Genomic DNA, 18,114 nt, shown 5'->3' on the forward strand with positions numbered 1-18,114 from the left:
TATGATACCACGTCATTCTGTTACAATAATAGTGTCAATTCGGAGGACTTGAGAAGGAAGGAGATAGGGCGGGGCTATGCGATTTCAAACCTTCCCCCTTCAATGGAAAATCACCCTTTTTTCCACCGGCATCGTGATCTTCTCCCTCCTCCTCGCAAGCCTTATCTATCTTGGAAACGTAACCCAGGTAAAGGAACAGGAATTGGGAGAACGGGCCATGATCACTTCTCGGACCATCGCAGAGCTTCCTGAGATACGCCACCTGATCGAAAGCGGCAATCCTGGGAATAAGGTTCAAGAGATTGTCGAACCGATCCGCATGATTAACAAGATGGATTATGTGGTGGTTTACAATATGCAGAAGGAACGGCTCTCCCATCCCGTCTCCCGGCGCATCGGAACGATCCTCGAAGCCGATGAGGATGATAAAGCCTTCGCAGAGCATATTTATCTGAGCAAAGCCAAGGGGGAACTTGGCGTTGCCATCCGGGCTTTCGTCCCCATCAAGAACGAACGATTAGAGCAGATTGGCGTGGTGGTATCGGGAAAGATCCTGCCCACTCCCTATGAGCTTTTTTGGGAACAGCGAAAACAATTTCTCACCATCTTCCTGCTCGCCTTCCTCTTCGGGCTTTGGGGGTCATGGTTGCTAGCCCGCCATATTAAAGAACAGCTCTTCCGATTGGAGCCCCATCAGATCGCCCGCATGTTGACGGAACGAATCGCCACCTTTGACGCCATTCATGAAGGGGTGATCGCCATCGACACAGAGGAAAGGATCACGGTGTTTAACAAAGCCGCCAGAATGATGCTGGGGGTTAACGCGGACCCCATCGGGAAAAAGATCCGGGATGTGCTTCCGGATACGAGGCTGCCGGAAGTATTGGAAAAGGGGGCTGCGTTTTACCAGCATCAATTTCATATCGGACCCACCCTCATCTTAAGCAATCGCATGCCCATCCGCCTGGAGGGGAAGATCATCGGCGCTTTGGCCGTCTTTCTTGACCGGACGGAAGTGACGCAAATGGCGGAAGAGCTGACGGGAGTCAAAGAGTATGTAGAAGCTTTGCGGGTGCAAGCCCATGAACATAAAAACAACCTGCACACGATCGCCGGTTTGATCCAATTGAAGGAATACGAGAAAGCGCTCAACTATCTGATGAATGTCCATGAGATCCGGGAAGAAACCTCCCAGATGCTGACGGAGAAGATCCAGATTCCTAGCCTCTCCGGTCTTATCCTGAGCAAAATAAATCGGGGAAAAGAATTGGGCATTACCGTAAGAATCGATCCCCACTCCCGCCTGTCCTCTCTCCCGGAAGGGCTAGAACCCCATGATTTGGTGGTGATCGTTGGAAATCTGGTGGAAAATAGTTTTGATGCCTTGGTAAAAACGGAGAAGGAGAAAAAGTCTATCCTCATTTATATGGAGGAAATGGAGGAGGAAGTCCTGATCGTGGTGGAGGATAACGGCCCAGGGATTCCGGAGGCAATCCGGGAAGCGGTGTTTGAGAAGGGCTTCACCACCAAAGACCCGAAAAAACGAGGGTTAGGCCTTTTTCTCGTCAAGCAGATCGTCGATCAAATCAATGGAAAAATTGAGGTCGACAGTGATTCGGAGAGAGGAACCAGTTTTACGATCCATCTGCCAAAACGGAAGGGGTAAGTCTTTCCTCGATTCGCTTCAGTTTTAGTCTCCGAGAAAGAAAGGGGGAAGAATACATGGCATCGCAGGATTTCATCCGCATCTTGCTCGTCGAAGACGACCCCATGGTTTTAGAGATTAACCGTTCCATGGTGCAAAAGATCCCCGGATTTCTCATAACCGGCACCGCCAACAACGGGGTGAAAGCCCTGCAGCTCATCCCTTCTCTAAAACCGGATCTCTTGCTGTTGGACATCTTCATGCCTGAGCAGGATGGCCTAAAAACCCTTAAGAAGATCAGGCAAGGAAATCCCTCGCCCGATGTGATCCTCATCACCGCCGCAGAAGAGAGTCGTTTTATTCATGAGGCGTTGCAAAACGGGGCTTTTGACTATATTATCAAACCTTTCACCTATGAACGGCTTAAGCAGGCTTTATTAAAATACAGGGAATATCGAAAACTCCGCTCCCACAAAAAGGTGAGCCAGGAGGAGCTGGACCGGCTTCTTTTCTCCTCGGTGAAGAAGGAAGAGGAATTGCCGAAAGGCCTTACTCCTCTTACCCTTTATCAGATTCGGTCTTTTCTCGCCCAACAGCGGAAATCGCTTTCTGCCGAGGAAGTGGCCCAAGCGATCGGCATCGCCAGGGTTACCGCCCGTCGTTATCTCGACTATTTGGTACAGCAAGGCGATGTGGAACTGGAGATCCAATACGGCAGTGTGGGCCGACCCATCCACCGTTATCTCTGCCTTCGCTGTGACCAATATGATCAAAATTAAAACGAAATGTTCATATTATTTTCACCTCCCCCTGCAAGCGTTATCATAGTGTTGTATAACAAAACAACGGGGGTAGGATGAAATGGAACAGAAAAGTAAAAAAGAAAAGAAGAAGAGATGGTATACCAACCTCTACTTCCAAGTTCTTGTCGGAATTGCCGTGGGGATTCTCCTTGGTTTTTTCAACCCCGATTTGGCGGTGCAGATGAAACCGCTGGGGGATGGTTTCATTAAGCTGATTAAGATGTTGATCGCTCCTATCATCTTCGCCACGGTCGTCGTAGGCATTGCGAACATGGGGGATCTGAAAAAAGTAGGCCGGGTAGGGATTAAAGCCATCATTTATTTTGAAGTGATTACGACCCTGGCTCTGATCATCGGCTTAATCGTGGTGAAGCTTTACCAGCCGGGAGCAGGGATTAACGCCGATCCCGCCACCCTGGACACAAAGGCGATTGAAAACTACACCACCGCGGCGGAGCATCTCACCTTTACCGATTTTGTTCTGAATATCATCCCGAATAACGTGGTCGATGCCTTTGCCAAAGGGGAGATCTTGCAAGTTCTGCTCTTCTCCATCCTCTTAGGGGTATCCCTCTCCGCCCTGGGGGAGAAGGCAAAACCTTTCGTCCGATTCATCGATATCTTCTCCCAGGGCATGTTCGGCATCGTCGGCATGATTATGCGCCTCGCCCCGATCGGCGCTTTCGGTGCCATGTCGTTCACCATCGGAAAATTTGGGATCGACACCCTGAACCAATTGATCAAGCTGATGGCGGGCGTCTATACGACGAGTATCCTCTTCGTTTTCATCGTCTTAGGCTTGGTGGCTAAGATGAACGGCTTTAGCATCTGGAAATTCCTAAAATATATCAAGGAAGAGATCTTCATCGTCCTCGGCACCTCTTCTTCAGAGTCTGTTCTTCCCAGGATGATGAACAAAATGGAGAAGTTGGGCGCCTCCAAATCGGTGGTCGGGCTCACCATCCCCATGGGATATTCCTTCAACCTGGACGGAACCTCCATCTATCTGACCATGGCCGCCGTTTTTATCGCCCAAGCGACCAATACTCCTCTGTCTTTCGGGGAAGAGCTCACCATCCTGGCCGTCCTCCTCTTAACTTCTAAAGGGGCAGCCGCCGTTACAGGCGGTGGATTTATCACCCTGGCCGCCACCCTTTCCTCGATTCATACCTTGCCCGTCGCCGCCTTAACCCTTCTCCTCGGAGTGGATCGTTTCATGTCGGAAGCCCGGGCCATCACCAACCTGATCGGCAACGGGGTCGCCACCGTCGTCGTGGCCAAATGGGAGAAGGAGTTTGATCAGAAGCGGGCAGACCGGATTCTAAATGGAGAAGAAGTAGAAGAGGTGGAGGAGATTTCCCAGAAAATTGAGGCTCATTCTCTCTCCACCGTCCGATAAATCACCTTGAACCGTGGTAGGGAAATTAAAAAAAACTAAGCAGCAGAGGGGCCGTCCAAAGGATGGCCCCTTTCAAATTATCCAACATCTTTTCACAAGTTAAGGGGGTTACAAATGAGTTTGGTTAAACCGCATCAGGCTTTGCCACGTCAAAGTAACGGCCGTAGAAAAACCCAAGGGCATCGCCGTCCCGGTAAAAGTAACGCTTCACTTCTCCCAAAAAAATGAGATGGTCGCCGCCATCATACTCTTGCCATGGTTGACATTCGATCACGGCAAGGCTTCCTTCTAAATAAGGAGCATGTTCTCCTTCTCCCCAGGGAATTAGAAGATCAAGGATCGGCTTTCCGGCAAAGTGATTGGATAAATCCTTCTGCTCTTTGGATAAAATGTTGACTGCGAAAGAGTTTCCTTTTAAAAAGTCGGCAGCCTTGGTTGTGCGTCCAATCGATATGAGGACAAGGGGAGGATCCAAAGAAATGGAAGTAAAGGAGTTTGCGGTGAGTCCCCGTTTTCCCTCCGGACTGTTGTAGGTGATGATGGTCACTCCTGTGGCAAATCTCCCGAGGCAATAGCGAAAATCTCTTGTGTCAATCATGGACTCTACCCCCTGCTTTCGCCTCCGAATTTGCTTGGATGTAGTGTGAGGCCGTCGAATTGAGCGCTCTTTCCTCCATGGTGATCCCCCCTACGCTCCAATGGGATTTGGGCAGTTCATAAATCGCTATGCGAATCGACTCTACGGGGGCATTTAACGTACGGGCGATGGCTTCCGTCACTTCAACCATCATTCGTTTTTTCTGCTCCTCCGTTCTTCCTTCCAACATATGAATCTGAACCAGCGGCATCTTACGACCTCCTTCCTTATACGAAACGGACCGAAACATTCCCTAAGCGAGCAAAATGGGCCTCCACAACGTCTCCCGGCTGAACCGCCACCGCTTCCGTGATCCCACCCGCTAAGATGATTTCGCCCGCTTTCAACCCTTCCCCTTTCCGTGCGAGCATGCCCGCAAGCATCGCCACCGACCTGGCGGGGTGACCCAAAATATTGGCGGGGGTCCCCAACGCCTTTACTTCCCCGTTAATGCGAAGGGTCATCCCCAACGTAGATACCTTATCCATTCCCGTCGTAAGCAAGAGGGTACCTACCGCAAAGCGCGACGAAGAGGCGTTATCGGCAATCACGTCGGCCATCGTAAATTGAAAATTTTCATAACGGCTGTCGATGATTTCGATCGCCGCCATCAGGTGATCCGTGGCGGAAAATACCTCTTCCTCCGTGAGACCTTCCCCTTTTAGATCCTTTCCCAGCAAAAAGGCGACTTCTGCTTCAACGCGGGGATGGATAAATTGGGAATGAGGGAGAGCTTCCCCGCTATCAACGTACATTCCCGCCAGAAGTTTTCCATAGATCGGCTCCGATACCTTCATCTGCTTCATCTTAGCGGGGCTCGTAAGCCCCATCTTATATCCGATGAGGCGTTCCCCATCCCTTATTTTGCGGGAGATCCAGGCCTCTTGGATCGCATAGGCTTCTTCTATATCAAACGGGTGCGTCAACGTTAGGCGCCGGATCGCCTTTCTCCCCTTTTCTGCAGCCTCCAGGATATCGACCAACTCGGCCCACTTTTCCTGTCCCACTCTCATTCCTCCTCTCCTTTGCCGGTTCACCATTCGTCTAAAATTGGACCGTCAAAGTTTCCAGATCCGCAAATTCGACTTTCACACGATCTCCTGGATGAACTTCCACTGCGGCCGATAAGGCCCCGGAGAGGACCACCTCCCCCGCTTCCAGGGGGATGTCGAAACGGCCCAGGAAATTGGCCAGCCAAGCCACGCTGTACAGGGGATTCCCCAGCGCCGCCGCACCCACGCCCGTATTGACCAGGGTATCGTTCACATAGAGGGCCATCCCGATTTCCGTCACATCAACGTCCCTGAGGGGAACTTTTTCTTTTCCCAGGAGAAAAAGTCCCGATGAGGCGTTGTCGGCGATGGTGTCCGGTAGTTTAATCTTCCAGTCGCGGATGCGGCTGTCGACGATCTCAATCGATGGAACCATTTGATCCACCGCCTTGATCACATCCAGCGTCGTCACCCCGGGCCCCTTTAGCCTCTCTTTGAGGATAAAGGCGAGTTCTCCTTCCACTTTCGGTTGTAGAAGTTTTTCCCACGGCGCACGGCTTCCCGCCTCGATCTCCATCGTGTCCAGCAGATGGCCGTAATCCGGTTCATTTACGCCCAGGAGGTGTTGCATCGCTTTCGAGGTAAGGCCGATCTTTTTCCCCACCACCCGTTCCCCTTGGGAAATTCTGCGGCGGATGTTGATGAGTTGAATCTCATACGCCTCTTCCGGGGTGAGGGAGGGCATGAGGTCGGTAAGCGGGCGTATTCCTTCTTTTTTTTCTTCCGCCTCTCTGAGGCGGAGCGCCATTTCTTCCAGTGTGTACATCAACGGGCTCCTCCTTTTCCCTCCGCACCTAACGGGTTGCCCCGGATGCAGCTGCGGCCTTTTTTCTCTTCAGCTCCAAGGCGACGTCGACGATCATGTCTTCTTGTCCGCCCACCACTTTTCGCTTTCCGAGCTCGACTAAGATGTCCCGGGCATCCACCCCAAATTGTTCGGCGGCCCGGAAGGAATGAAGGAGAAAGCTGGAGTAGACGCCGGCATAACCCATTGTAAGGCTCACCCGGTCCACCTGGATGGGACGGATCATTTTCGGCTTCACGATATCTTCCGCCGCGTCCATCGCTTGATAGAGATCCACCCCGGTCTCTATGCCCCGTTTATCGGCCGCCGCGACGAATACTTCCAGAGGTGTGTTGCCCGCCCCCGCCCCGAGCCCTGCCAGGCTGCAGTCGATGCGGGCCGCCCCCGCGTCGATGGCGGCGAAGGAGTTGGCGATGGAGAGGGCCAGGTTGTGATGGGCGTGAAAGCCCACTTCTACGTCCCGGGATAAGGCTTGCCGCAATGCTCCCACCTTTTCCCCCGCTTCTTCCGGAATCATGGCGCCGGCGGAGTCGACGATGTAGACCACATCGGCCCCATAGGACTCCATCTTTATCGCTTCTTCCACCAATCTTTCTTTGGAAACCATGTGGGACATCATGAGAAAGCCGACCACTTCCAGCCCCAGGCGCTTCGCTTCTTTCATATGTTGCTCGGAAATATCGGCTTCGGTGCAGTGGGTGGCGATGCGAATTGTATCGATGCCGATCTCCCGGGCCCGCACCAAGTCTTCCAGGATGCCGATGCCGGGAAGGAGCAGGGCCGCCAGTTTCGCCCGCTTGATCGATTCCCTCGCCGCCCTTAACAGGTCCTCTTCCTTTTCTTTGGAAAATCCATATTGGATGGTGGATCCGCCCAGCCCGTCGCCGTGGGTCACTTCAATGTGGCTTACGCCCATTTCATCCAGCCTGGAGGCGATTTCCCGGACGTCTTCCACGGAAAATTGGTGTTTCACCGCATGCATCCCATCGCGCAAGGTGACATCGGTTACCTTGATCCTTTTCTTTTCCATCCTTTCCCCTTCTTTCTCTAGTTTTTCTCTACGACGGATAGGCGGTGCTTCGCCATCTCCTCCGCCACCTTCACCGCCGCCGTCGTGATGATGTCCAAGTTCCCCGCATATACCGGGAGGAAGTCGCCGAGACCTTCCACTTCCACGGAGGCGCTCACCACCCCGTCCCGGAACACGATCTCCCGGTTGAGGCGATACCCGGGGACATAGGTTTGAATGAACCCCACCATCTTTTGAATCGATTCCACAATCTTACCTTCGATCTCTGTTCCCACATCCCCTACGTTGCAATAGACGGTGTTGCGCATCATGATGGGCGGTTCGGCCGGGTTTAAGATGATGATCGCCTTCCCCTTTTTGGCTTTTCCCACCACCTCCAGAGCCTTTGAGGTGGTTTCCGTAAATTCATCGATGTTTTGCCGGGTGCCGGGCCCGGCGCTCTTGCTGGCAATGGTGGCCACGATTTCCGCGTATTCCACCGGGGTGATCTGCTGCACGGCATAGGCGATGGGCACCGTCGCCTGTCCGCCGCAGGTGATCATGTTGACGTTTAACGCGTCGATATGCTCCCCCAGGTTGACCGCGGGACAAACGTAGGGTCCCCGGGCGGCCGGGGTCAGGTCGATGGCCTGGATCCCAAGCTCCCGTAACGTTTTGGCGTGGCGCACATGGGCTTTGGCGCTGGTGGCATCAAAGGCAATGTCCGGTCGCACCCCTGCCTCAACAGCCTGTTTCAATCCTCCGTCGAAGGTGGTGAGCCCCTTGCTTCGGGCCCGTTTTAGCCCTTCCGACTCCGGATCGATGCCGATCATCCAAACCGGCTCCACCCATTCGCTGCGAAAAAGTTTATACATGAGGTCTGTGCCGATGTTCCCCGAACCGATGATGGCTGCTTTCAACTTTTTTACCGCTGCCATCTTTATCCCTCCTTCACCCATTCATTAAAGTTTGACGGTAATATTGGTCAGTTCCGAATAAAACTCGACGCTGTGGGCTCCCCCTTCGCGACCGATGCCGCTATGCTTCATCCCTCCAAAGGGAGTGCGTAAATCACGTAAAAACCATGTGTTAATCCAGATGACCCCCGCTTCAATCTGGTGAGCTACCCGGTGTGCCCTCCTTAAATCATTGGTCCAGATCGTAGCGCTTAGTCCATATTCCGTGGCGTTTGCCCTGGCAATCACTTCTTCTTCCGTATCAAAGGGTAAGATGCTGGCTACAGGGCCGAATACCTCTTCCTTAACTACACGACATTGTTCCGGCAAATCTACGACGATTGTAGGCTCCAAATAATACCCCTTTTCCATGCCTTCGGGACGCTTCCCACCAAGGAGGATGCGCCCTTCATTCCGGGCAATGTCAAGATAACCATTGACCCGTTCCAAATGTTCCTTGCTGATCAATGCCCCCACATTGGTTTTCGGGTCAAAGGGATCCCCTACAATGAGCTGTTTCGTCCGCTCCACAAATCGTTCCAGAAACTGATCGTAAATCGGGCGCTGGACATAGATGCGGGAACCGGCTAAACAAACTTCTCCTTGGTTGGAGAAGCTGGACTGAATCGTCGTCTCAATCACTTCATCTAAGTTCGCATCTTCAAAGATGATATAAGGGTTCTTTCCTCCCAATTCAAAGGAAAGGCGTTTTAAGGACTTAGATGCTGCGGCCATGATGATTTTTCCCGTGTGCGTCTCCCCGGTAAAGGAAATTGCATTCACGTCCGGATGCTCCGTTAAGAAACTGCCGGCTGAATTGGGGCCAAAACCGTGAACCACATTGACGACACCATCCGGCACGCCGGCTTCTTTGATCACTTCCGCAAGAAGCGTTGCCGTCATGGGGGTTAATTCCGCCGGCTTGGCGACAACCGTGTTCCCCATGGCGAGCGCCGGTGCCATCTTCCACGTGAGGAGAAGAAGCGGTAGGTTCCATGGATTGATCAGACCAACGACTCCGATCGGCCGCCTGATGGCATAATGAAGCTGGCCGGCATCCATTTGATAGCTCTCCGTCCCTACGGAGTGGAGATAATCGGCAAAGAAATGGAAGTTGTAAGCCGCCCGGGGAATATCCAGGTTAAGGGATAACGTATATGGTTTTCCCGTATCGAGGGATTCGAGGCGGGCAAACTCTTCTTTCCGTTCCAGGATCAGATCCCCGATGCGGCGAACGACCGCGATGCGATCGCGGATGGAATACCTTCCCCATTCCCCTTTCAGCGCACGCCTGGCCGCCTCTACCGCCCGGTCAATCTCCCTCTTTCCCCCTTCGGCGACCCAGCCGATCTCTTCCTCCGTTGCCGGATTTACATTTGTGAAACGCTTCCCATCCTCGGATTCTACAAATTGACCATCAATAAAGTGCAAGCAATTCTTTGTGAAACTCATCTCTTTTTCTCCTTTCCCTCTCTTTGTTATCCCGTGCAACACCAGGTTCTGTGATCAGAATCTCTTTCTATCCATCCTATGAGGTTTCCTTTCACACATACTATAGATTTTATCATATATTTTATATGATAAAATCTAAAAATACAACCGTCAAAAATAAAAGTAAATGAATGACCGAATATACGTTTCTCTTTTTCGTGTGATCCCTATTCAGAAGAATTGGATTGAATTGTAAATCGTGACGACTTCAAATTCGCAATGATTTAGCAAGCTCTTCATTCGAAGTTTGTTTCAAAGTTGAAATATAGGTTTTAAACGCTCTTTCTTTTTGGGTGCGCATCCACCTCTCCATTTTATCCTCATCGCGTTCAATAATCGCTTTAATCATTTCCCTATGTTCTTTTTGGGATTCCATCATCGCTTGTGGCGTCTGCACAAATACCCAACGGGAACGGGCTGATTTTTCCCAAACTGTGGTTACAATGCGGTGAAGTTCCTTCCACGGGGAAAAGTCATACAAAACCCGATGAAATTCATAATTTAATCGACTGTATTCATTCGGATTGTTTTTCTCTATGCTTTCATCCATCTCATTAACAAGCCGCTCCAGTTCTTCAATCGCTTCCTGGGTGACTCTTTTTACGGATGTCCTCGCTAAAATCGGTTCCAAAGCCAATCGTATGGTAAACAGCTCTTCTAACTCTTCCAGTTTCACGTGGGAAACCCTTGCACCCACAAAGGGTTTGCTTTCTACCCAGCCTTCCGCTTCTAACCGACGCAGCGTCTCACGGACAGGAATCGGACTGGTCCCAAGTTCGCGGGCCAGCTGGTCCACCACAAGCCGTTCTCCCGGTGCTATTTTTCCAGAGAGGATCGCCTCCTTTAACTGTTCATATACCCACTCGGTCCGCGTCATCGGCTTTCTTTCCATCCATTTTCATCCTCCCTCAATTGGTTCCGGAACGATCGTACACTCTAAATATCTTCTCCTCAAAGGATAAGGTATCATATAACATGTATTATAATGAAAATATCTCCTCATATCAATTCTTTCTTTAATGCGCGGACTCAGTGGGCCACAACTGCAAAAGTCAGGCTTAGTGCACATTCGGCTTAGTGCACATTCTCTTATTCGAAGCCCTTTGTAGATAACGAAAAGCAAATCATTTTGATCGTTTGGGAAATGGATGAGAGAAACCAAGAGGAGACACGAACATCCGCTCCGCCTCTTGGTCACTCACCCGGACTGAACATGTACGATTTTTTCGTGATATTTTGATTTGGAACACATAATCTCTCGATTTTCTCGTCTTATTTGATATTATATCCAATTAAATCCCAAACGTCAATGGCCACGCTTCGCCGGATCACCTCTATGAACGCATTGCTTCCATACCCATGTCCGACAGGATCGATCCAAACGTAAGACCGTTTTTCGCTCGCTCTCATGCCCTTTTTAAAACGGCGCTTACGTCGTAAGGATTGAAGAGATCAGGCACTTTCCAGCCTTCCAGATCGTACTCAGCCATGCAGCGCTCTGCAAATTCTTTAAATCGATCTGCATCACCGGTATTCAAAGCGGTAAGGAGTACCTCGAGGCGGATATTTTCGTGGTTACCAGCGTAGTTACGCTCGTAGAGCTCGTGACGACCACCGAACTCTGTTCCTACCACGTCCCAAAGAAGCTTAAGCAGCTTCACACGATCTTTCGCATCATAGCCGTTTGTCCCTCTGACGTATTGGTCTAGGTAGGGACGGATCTCAGGATCGAGGAAATCGACTGCATGAGAGGGAAGATAAATCAGGGCACTAGCCAAGTCTTTTTCGATAATATCCTTGATCTTAGGATAAGCTTCCGTGGCAAACACCCGGTAGGCCAAGCCCGCAGCAAGATTGGGGAGCACATAATCGCCCACCCACGGCTCGGGATTCCTCACCTGGGCCTCGGATAGCGACCAAAATAGATGGCGCCAGGCCAAAAGTTCCCCTACGCGAGCTTGGACACCGCGAAAGTCCTTGACACCTGTGGCTTCGACGGCTTTGAGAACCACTCCGGCGATGAAGTCCAGCTTAACCGCCAACCGTGTCAGACCGTGGAGGGTGAAACGGTGAACGAAACCGGATGCGGGGAAAAACGAGTTCACTTTCTCTACATCTCCATAAACAAAGATATTTTCCCATGGAACGAGAACTTTATCAAAAATTAAGATCGCATCATTCTCGTCCAAACGGCTGGAAAGCGGATAGTCAAAGGGGCTGCCCGTAGTGGCGGCGATAAACTCATAGGAAGTCCGGCTGATGAGCTTTACTCCTTTGGCATTCATAGGCACAGTGAAGATCAGGGCGAACTTCTTGTCCTTGATCGGCATAGGACCATAGTGACCGATAAAGTTAAGGTGGGTGAGGGCACTGCCGGTAGCCACCACCTTAGCCCCGGAAATCACGACACCTGCATCGGTTTCCTTTTCCACATGCATATAGACATCGGATACTTCTTCAATCGGTTTGTTGCGATCAATCGGCGGATTGACGATGGCGTGGTTCCAAAACCAGAGGCGCTCTTGGGTTTCTTTATACCATCTTTTGGCATTTTCCTGGTAAGGAGCATAGAAATCGCTGTTTGCCCCCAACGTCCCGACAAAGGCCGCCTTGTAATCCGGAGCCCGTCCCAACCAACCGTAAACGACCCGCTGCAGCTCGGCAATGGTGTCGCGCCCTTTGATCAAATCATCGGCGCTCTTTGCTCCGATGAAATAGGGATGGGTCCATCCGCCGCTTCCAGTATCTGTGGGTACCGTCCACTTCCAATTCTCCGGCCCACCACGTTGCTCATCTTCGGCGTGTAGTTGATTGATTCGATCATACCAGCGGGCAAACATGCGAGCCGAATTGCGGTAGGCGGGATGGGTGGTGATGTCCTTAATCCGCTCGCCGTAAATCCAAACTTCCCGACCATCGCGCAAGCTTTCTAAATATTCCTCTCCCGTAAATGGACGAAGGGCTTGTTTTGCAATCGCCATATTCATTCCATCCTTTCTCTTTTTCATGTTTTCGGGTTTCAACCGTGTTTCCCTGTAACAAGTAACCAACCTCCGATGATAGCGCTCACATTCCACCGCATACTTATTCCAATCCCATAACCACCTCCCTTTAAGAATCTTCTTCCGTCGGGTTTCTTCAACCACTCAATCTTCCTAAAAGAATAGGTGCCATTTCACCTCCTCTGAGAAACAGTTTTTTAAATACAAAAATATTTTATCTTATATTTTATATTATTACAATATAAAATAAATTCGATTTTCATTTTTTCGATTAATCCGGTGATGCATAAACGCTCGTTCATCAAAAAGATCATGATACATCTTTTATTCCTTTTTGGACGCTCTTAATAGGAGATCGAGGAAACTCTCCCTTTCCAACATGCGAAGGGTGAGATGGGAAAGAGGCTTTGACTGACAAGCAAGTATAAAATTCCTTTCCCGTTCCTCCACCGGGAGTGCGGCGCGGGAATAGACCTCATTGTGATGAACGTTTCCCGAAAGGAGTTCCATTTTGCAAAAGGCACAGCCTCCTCTGCGACAGCCTTGAAAGGAAGGCTGCCCTTCCCGTCCATAAAATTCTCTCCGGAGAATCTCTAATACGGTCTCCCCGGGGGTGGCAACCACCTCTTTCCCATACGGTTCTATGCGAATGAGAAACTTTTCTTCCACGAAGGCGCTAACCCCCTCTCCTCTTTTCAACAACCCTTATTTCCCCTGATCTCATACCTGGAGAACGACTTGACCCAATGGCCCAAAGTCTCCCTCGATCCGTGTTCCTGGAGATAAGACAAAGGGAGCTGTCATCCCTCCGGTAAGAATCACCGAGCCACCTGGAAGAGGGTGACCGCGCCTAGTTCGTTCCGCTACTAGCCAGGATACCGCTGCCAAAGGACTTCCCATCACAGCCGTGCTAAATCCTTCTACCTCCTGAACCCCGTCGCTCATTTTTACCCACAAACGATCGGGATCCACATGGGATATATCCCGCCATTCTCCTAATACGACTCCGGCTGCCGATGAGTTATCCGCGGTATTATCTAGGAAAGTAAAACGAAAATGCTCGAAACGGGAATCAACGATTTCCAGTGCAGGTGCCACATGGGTAATCGCATCTCTTACTCTTGCTAAGGTGATGTCGGTCCCTGACAATCTGTATCCTATGCGCATCGCAATCTCCGGTTCGACCCGCGGATGAATCAAGTTATCATTTGCCTTGGCAGGAGAGAGTTGGATCATGCTCGCCAAAAGGATGCCATAATTGGAATCATGAATTCCCATGGCACGGCGCATCTCAAGGCTTGTAAAACCAAGTTTAAACCCAACCGGGCGATCTCCATTGGCAAGGTAAAATTGGATCAGCCAATTCTGGATCGCATACGCATCATCCACCGTCATATCGGGCCACAAGGCGGTCAATGGTTTGATGGGGTTCCGTTTAAGACGCGCCTCCCACAACAATTTGGCAAACTCCTGATGTCTTACTCCCGATCCAAACATGTCCCTCTCCTCTCCTTCTATTCCTTCATAAATAACATAACCCAATAACATAACCCTTAAAAAAGTCCCCTATCTTTCCACTCACCCTTTCTCCATACGCACCAGAGCCCAAACTGCTGTAGACCGAACCAATTTGTAACCATGGTGTCGTCCTCTCACTCTTTGCACACACCCGTTCCTCATACAAATTTATTGAAGAGAGAAGCCCCGCAAACCGGAGAGCCCGCGGGGTTCTCGTAAGGGAAACTTCTTCACGGTTTGCTCCAAAGGTTCATCAGGTGGTCACTCCGGTAAATCCTGCAATCCATTCGGAGCGATGGTTGAAGTAGAAGATCCCCCGTGCCAGTTGATCCGCCGTCCACTTCACCACCGGCATGTCCGGATAGGCAATGTAACCGCCCGTAAAGACCTCATTCCGGTTCCCCGATGGGTCAAAATAGTAGATGGTCTGTCCCCGTGTGATTCCGTGGCGCTCAATCCCTACATCCACGGGAACATCGTTTTTAGAGAAGACGTCGCCTGCCTTACGCAAATCCGTAAATTCATCCAACCAGAAGGCGAAATGGTGGAGCCCTTCATCTTTCCCCGGAATAATCGCGATGTCATGGGGTGTATAGCTCCGGAACAGCCAGGCCGCAATCGGCGTCTCCGACCGCTCGTTCTCAACCACTTTCTCACTCATGTAAAAATTAAGGGCTTTCATTAGAAAATCGACCGTTTCATGGGGCTTTTCCGCCGTAATCAAGAGATGATCGATGCGCGGTGCGCCAACTCCAAGCAGACCATCCGGCCACGGTGCAGGGTTCACTTGAGAGAGGGCTTTGCCCTTATATTCCATGTCCACATAAAGTTCCATCGTATGTCCTGAGGGAGCACGAAACCGTAAACCCTCCCCCACCTTGTGATTCTCCCCCTTGGAAATACGCGTCACCGAGGCGCCGTATTGTTGTAGATTCTTTTCCAATTGCGCCAAATCTTCGTAGGTGTGTACCTTAAAGGCCATCTTCTCCAATCCCGCTTTGTCGGATTGGCGCAAGACGATGGAATGATGGTCGTATTCGTCCCATCCCTTTAAGTAAATCTCCGTATCGGTGCGGTCCGTCACTTCCAAACCCATCACTTCCACATAATGCTTCCTCGCCGCTTCCAGGTCCGTCACCCTTGTGACGACATAACCCAGACGCATGATGCCCTCTCCCACGTTCCATTCCTCCTTTTTTAATAATTTTTAATTAGTTTTATTGAATCAACCGGCCTGTAATACAGGCTGGAAGATCCACGCATTCAGGTTTTTTTCTTCAAGTGAAACCTTACATCTTAAGATTCACTCACTTCGTTATATCGAATGCCGCCAAACCGATCCTCTCATCTTCTTCCTCGGAACCTCCACTTACACCGATCGCTCCGATGACCTCCCCTTCCACTTCCAAAGGGAAGCCTCCGCCAAAGATGACAAGATCAGGGGTATGGGGAATTCCATGCAAGAGAGATGGATGATCCTTAATCATGTCATACCATTTCCCCGTTGGCATGCGGAACGCGGCGGCACTGTATGCTTTGCGCTGGGCAATTCCTACCGAAAGCAGAGGCGCTCCGTCCATTCGACGAAATGCCTTTAGCTGCCCTGCTTCGTCTGTGATGGCAATATTCACGGCAACGCCTAATTCTTTGGCCTTCTTAACTGCCCGGTCCAGCATCTCTTCTGCCAGCTCCAACGTGATGCTCTTCTTTAGATGAAATTGATTCACCTTTACACCCCCTGAGCCACCCTCACATCCAACCGTGTGTGATTTTTAGAAAAGGTTCACGTCACTACACAATTTGGTAACGGTTACATCGAAGGCCACTATCCGATTCCTTTTTCACTTGCATGTCCACGCTACCTTTTCATGAAACAGGTACGCTGATCTAAAGGCGGATTACGGGCATGTTTACGGTTTTATGAAACGATTTTTAACCCCCCCCCTTTTATCTACCGAAAAAAGGGGACTACGCACGAGCCTTGCAACTGCCACATCCATTGCATCCTCACTAAACCCAATACCACCTCCTCCCCCGGAAGTACACTATACTCGTTTAAAGGCTTTTATTTTCTAAAATTTCAATTTCATATATATGATATTATATTAAATATTTTGTGTCAATAGATTTTTTTTATTCTCCGGCGCTCTTTTTGCAGCCGAAAAGAAATCTGCAAATGAATCAATATCTTCCAATGGGCAAGGAGATCATAAATTAAAACGAAGCTTCTAATAGACTACATCCGCCTTAGAGACTTTGATTAAAAAAATGAAGGAGTAATGAGTGAAAACTATCCTTGTATTCAATTTGTGTCCAATGACTGCACTGGCCGTAAATCATCATCTTAACCCGGGGAAGGTAGTGGGAAAGATAATAACTGGTCTTGACCGGGACAATGGGGTCATTCAACCCATGAACGAGCAGGACCGGTTGCTGGATGCGACGTAGGGTTGCAACCGGTAGAACGAGATCATCCACAATCTGCTGGCGAGGACCAGGAAACATCGATTCATAGGAACGCCGCACCGCCGGATCCATGGCTGCCTCAAAGCGCATTCTGCTAATCTGCTCCAGCTGTCCTTCTATGAACCTTTCATCATACGCAAACCAGCGGATGATTTGCGCCATCGCTTCCTCAGAAGGATCATCGTAAAATCCCCAGATGCGGTCCAACTCGGGCGTTAAGCGAAAAGGGGCGCCTGCCGGTCCCATCAAGACAACGCGTTCAATTCTCTCAGGCGCTTCTGCCAACAAATGGAGCACAACGGCACCACCCAAAGAGTTGCCCACCAAATGGACTCGTTTGATTTCCAGGGCATCAAGCAGATTTTTTATCTGATCGACCCATTTCCTCATCCAAGAGCGCGTACCCTTAGGAAGATCGCTTGGATGCGTCGAACTTCCAAATCCGATCAAGTCCGGTGCGATGCTGTCAAATCCCTTTTCTCCAAAAAAAGGGAGGGCATATTGCCAATTGGACCATGCCGTTGCTCCTGGACCGGAGCCGTGAATAAAGAGAATGGCCTGATGATTTCCCTGGCCGGAACGATAGACGTATGTTTCGTAATTTCCAGTTTTCACGCGGGTACTTATCACCTTGTCCATCTTCATCCCTCTCCTTTTTGAGTAAATTTATCCTCAAAGCGCCAAGCAATCAATAGCCACCAGAAAGATTAATACGCCGTCATAAGAACCTCCGCTTAACCGAAAAATTGAATCAAAATAACCAAACAAAATGAAGAAAGCGATTACATTTACGAACCGATTGAATGACTCCTCCGCATCCATTGCACCCTTGGGAAAGAGTTCATCCATCCGACGCATCACTCTCTCAATCGAATTCATTTTTTTGAGGCATGATCACCTCGATTCGTAGGAAAAACAACTTGTTTGACTCCCTTTGTATGAGATGCAAAAATCATTCATAATTATATGATATTATATACTATCAGTATCGTCAATTCTTTTTATCTTCTTTTTTTATAATCTCTGAAAGATTGACAAGTACTTTCGCTTCCTCCATCCCCATCTCAGTCCGATCTATCAACACAAGAATCATTGTCTCATTGGCAACGGCGGGACCACCGTGGTAATGGCCAAGAAGAAAGGGGAGTTTTGGCGATCCAACTTGAAAAAAAAAGAGACGGATACATGTGAGAAAAAAATGAGGGACGGTCAACTTCCATGGACCGCCCCTTTTCCCCCATTTCATCTCTTCGAAACCCTCCCCGAGGACTCCTGCCTCTAAAGGAGGGAGTAGTTTATCCGTATCATCCGTCCACATTGCAAAGACTCAC

18 protein-coding genes are annotated in these 18,114 nt (G+C 50.0%); 3 read left to right on the top strand and 15 right to left on the bottom strand.

From position 1 onward, the window contains the following. Positions 1-76 precede the first annotated feature (76 nt). The 3 genes from THEAE_RS0110760 to THEAE_RS0110770 all read left to right on the top strand — a co-directional run bounded on the left by THEAE_RS0110760 (position 77) and on the right by THEAE_RS0110770 (position 3,847). The gene (locus THEAE_RS0110760) at positions 77-1,666 is read left to right on the top strand and encodes an ATP-binding protein (RefSeq protein WP_028987478.1); all 1,590 of its coding nucleotides are present in this window, start codon (positions 77-79) and stop codon (positions 1,664-1,666) included. A gap of 56 nt (positions 1,667-1,722) precedes the next feature. Further along, the gene (locus THEAE_RS0110765) at positions 1,723-2,424 is read left to right on the top strand and encodes a response regulator (protein WP_005587756.1); all 702 of its coding nucleotides are present in this window, start codon (positions 1,723-1,725) and stop codon (positions 2,422-2,424) included. 82 nt (positions 2,425-2,506) lie between these two features. Further along, positions 2,507-3,847: a dicarboxylate/amino acid:cation symporter gene (locus tag THEAE_RS0110770; protein ID WP_028987479.1), complete on the top strand. Its 1,341-nt coding sequence runs from the start codon at positions 2,507-2,509 to the stop codon at positions 3,845-3,847. 124 nt (positions 3,848-3,971) lie between these two features. Here THEAE_RS0110770 and THEAE_RS0110775 read toward each other — a convergent pair whose 3' ends face one another. The 15 genes from THEAE_RS0110775 to THEAE_RS0110855 form a co-directional block, all read right to left on the bottom strand. Further along, complete coding sequence (locus THEAE_RS0110775) at positions 3,972-4,445, bottom strand: flavin reductase family protein (RefSeq protein WP_005587760.1); 474 nt, start codon at positions 4,443-4,445, stop codon at positions 3,972-3,974. After that, positions 4,438-4,695, bottom strand: coding sequence for a 4-oxalocrotonate tautomerase (locus THEAE_RS20705; RefSeq protein ID WP_084213528.1), 258 nt, complete (start codon positions 4,693-4,695; stop codon positions 4,438-4,440). Before THEAE_RS20705 ends, THEAE_RS0110775 begins: the two co-directional genes overlap by 8 nt. 16 nt (positions 4,696-4,711) lie before the next feature. After that, positions 4,712-5,497: a 2-keto-4-pentenoate hydratase gene (locus THEAE_RS0110785; protein WP_052329926.1), complete on the bottom strand. Its 786-nt coding sequence runs from the start codon at positions 5,495-5,497 to the stop codon at positions 4,712-4,714. Positions 5,498-5,528: 31 nt separating this feature from the next. Further along, positions 5,529-6,302 (bottom strand): 2-keto-4-pentenoate hydratase, encoded by a 774-nt coding sequence (locus tag THEAE_RS0110790; RefSeq protein ID WP_005587762.1) that lies wholly within the window; start codon positions 6,300-6,302, stop codon positions 5,529-5,531. Positions 6,303-6,330: 28 nt separating this feature from the next. Beyond that, positions 6,331-7,371, bottom strand: coding sequence for a 4-hydroxy-2-oxovalerate aldolase (dmpG, locus tag THEAE_RS0110795; protein WP_028987481.1), 1,041 nt, complete (start codon positions 7,369-7,371; stop codon positions 6,331-6,333). A 17-nt stretch (positions 7,372-7,388) separates the two neighbouring features. Further along, the gene (locus THEAE_RS0110800; RefSeq protein WP_039944432.1) at positions 7,389-8,288 is read right to left on the bottom strand and encodes an acetaldehyde dehydrogenase (acetylating); all 900 of its coding nucleotides are present in this window, start codon (positions 8,286-8,288) and stop codon (positions 7,389-7,391) included. Positions 8,289-8,312: 24 nt separating this feature from the next. Further along, positions 8,313-9,758: an aldehyde dehydrogenase gene (locus THEAE_RS0110805; RefSeq protein ID WP_028987483.1), complete on the bottom strand. Its 1,446-nt coding sequence runs from the start codon at positions 9,756-9,758 to the stop codon at positions 8,313-8,315. A gap of 247 nt (positions 9,759-10,005) precedes the next feature. Next, entirely contained in the window at positions 10,006-10,689 is a 684-nt protein-coding gene (locus THEAE_RS0110810; RefSeq protein ID WP_005581725.1) for a GntR family transcriptional regulator, read from the bottom strand. Between the two features lie 514 nt (positions 10,690-11,203). Beyond that, complete coding sequence (locus THEAE_RS0110820; RefSeq protein WP_169730013.1) at positions 11,204-12,778, bottom strand: 4-hydroxyphenylacetate 3-hydroxylase family protein; 1,575 nt, start codon at positions 12,776-12,778, stop codon at positions 11,204-11,206. Between the two features lie 345 nt (positions 12,779-13,123). Beyond that, the gene (locus tag THEAE_RS0110825) at positions 13,124-13,501 is read right to left on the bottom strand and encodes a 2Fe-2S iron-sulfur cluster-binding protein (protein ID WP_028987485.1); all 378 of its coding nucleotides are present in this window, start codon (positions 13,499-13,501) and stop codon (positions 13,124-13,126) included. Positions 13,502-13,519: 18 nt separating this feature from the next. Next, positions 13,520-14,347, bottom strand: coding sequence for a 2-keto-4-pentenoate hydratase (locus THEAE_RS0110830; protein WP_245605550.1), 828 nt, complete (start codon positions 14,345-14,347; stop codon positions 13,520-13,522). 223 nt (positions 14,348-14,570) lie between these two features. Next, the gene (locus tag THEAE_RS0110835) at positions 14,571-15,497 is read right to left on the bottom strand and encodes a catechol 2,3-dioxygenase (protein WP_005581729.1); all 927 of its coding nucleotides are present in this window, start codon (positions 15,495-15,497) and stop codon (positions 14,571-14,573) included. A gap of 127 nt (positions 15,498-15,624) precedes the next feature. Continuing rightward, a complete protein-coding gene (locus tag THEAE_RS0110840) occupies positions 15,625-16,044 on the bottom strand; it encodes a GlcG/HbpS family heme-binding protein (protein WP_005581731.1) in 420 nt (139 codons plus the stop codon). 520 nt (positions 16,045-16,564) lie between these two features. Next, positions 16,565-17,422, bottom strand: a complete 858-nt coding sequence (locus THEAE_RS0110845; RefSeq protein WP_028987486.1) for an alpha/beta fold hydrolase — start codon at positions 17,420-17,422, stop codon at positions 16,565-16,567. A 352-nt stretch (positions 17,423-17,774) separates the two neighbouring features. Further along, the gene (locus THEAE_RS0110855) at positions 17,775-18,101 is read right to left on the bottom strand and encodes a hypothetical protein (RefSeq protein WP_028987488.1); all 327 of its coding nucleotides are present in this window, start codon (positions 18,099-18,101) and stop codon (positions 17,775-17,777) included. Positions 18,102-18,114: the final 13 nt, after the last annotated feature.

Origin of the sequence: Thermicanus aegyptius DSM 12793, from assembly GCF_000510645.1 — a bacterium.
GTDB classification, from domain to species: Bacteria; Bacillota; Bacilli; order Thermicanales; family Thermicanaceae; genus Thermicanus; species Thermicanus aegyptius.

Coding starts and splice junctions, on each gene's coding strand:
- THEAE_RS0110855 (WP_028987488.1), bottom strand. CDS start 18,101: ATGTGGACGGATGATACGGATAAACTACTCCCTCCTTTAGAGGCAGGA.
- THEAE_RS0110820 (WP_169730013.1), bottom strand. CDS start 12,778: ATGGCGATTGCAAAACAAGCCCTTCGTCCATTTACGGGAGAGGAATAT.
- THEAE_RS0110770 (WP_028987479.1), top strand. CDS start 2,507: ATGGAACAGAAAAGTAAAAAAGAAAAGAAGAAGAGATGGTATACCAAC.
- THEAE_RS0110805 (WP_028987483.1), bottom strand. CDS start 9,758: ATGAGTTTCACAAAGAATTGCTTGCACTTTATTGATGGTCAATTTGTA.
- THEAE_RS0110800 (WP_039944432.1), bottom strand. CDS start 8,288: ATGGCAGCGGTAAAAAAGTTGAAAGCAGCCATCATCGGTTCGGGGAAC.
- THEAE_RS20705 (WP_084213528.1), bottom strand. CDS start 4,695: ATGCCGCTGGTTCAGATTCATATGTTGGAAGGAAGAACGGAGGAGCAG.
- THEAE_RS0110845 (WP_028987486.1), bottom strand. CDS start 17,422: ATGGACAAGGTGATAAGTACCCGCGTGAAAACTGGAAATTACGAAACA.
- THEAE_RS0110765 (WP_005587756.1), top strand. CDS start 1,723: ATGGCATCGCAGGATTTCATCCGCATCTTGCTCGTCGAAGACGACCCC.
- THEAE_RS0110785 (WP_052329926.1), bottom strand. CDS start 5,497: ATGAGAGTGGGACAGGAAAAGTGGGCCGAGTTGGTCGATATCCTGGAG.
- THEAE_RS0110790 (WP_005587762.1), bottom strand. CDS start 6,302: ATGTACACACTGGAAGAAATGGCGCTCCGCCTCAGAGAGGCGGAAGAA.
- THEAE_RS0110775 (WP_005587760.1), bottom strand. CDS start 4,445: ATGATTGACACAAGAGATTTTCGCTATTGCCTCGGGAGATTTGCCACA.
- dmpG (WP_028987481.1), bottom strand. CDS start 7,371: ATGGAAAAGAAAAGGATCAAGGTAACCGATGTCACCTTGCGCGATGGG.
- THEAE_RS0110830 (WP_245605550.1), bottom strand. CDS start 14,347: ATGTTATTGGGTTATGTTATTTATGAAGGAATAGAAGGAGAGGAGAGG.
- THEAE_RS0110810 (WP_005581725.1), bottom strand. CDS start 10,689: ATGGAAAGAAAGCCGATGACGCGGACCGAGTGGGTATATGAACAGTTA.
- THEAE_RS0110760 (WP_028987478.1), top strand. CDS start 77: ATGCGATTTCAAACCTTCCCCCTTCAATGGAAAATCACCCTTTTTTCC.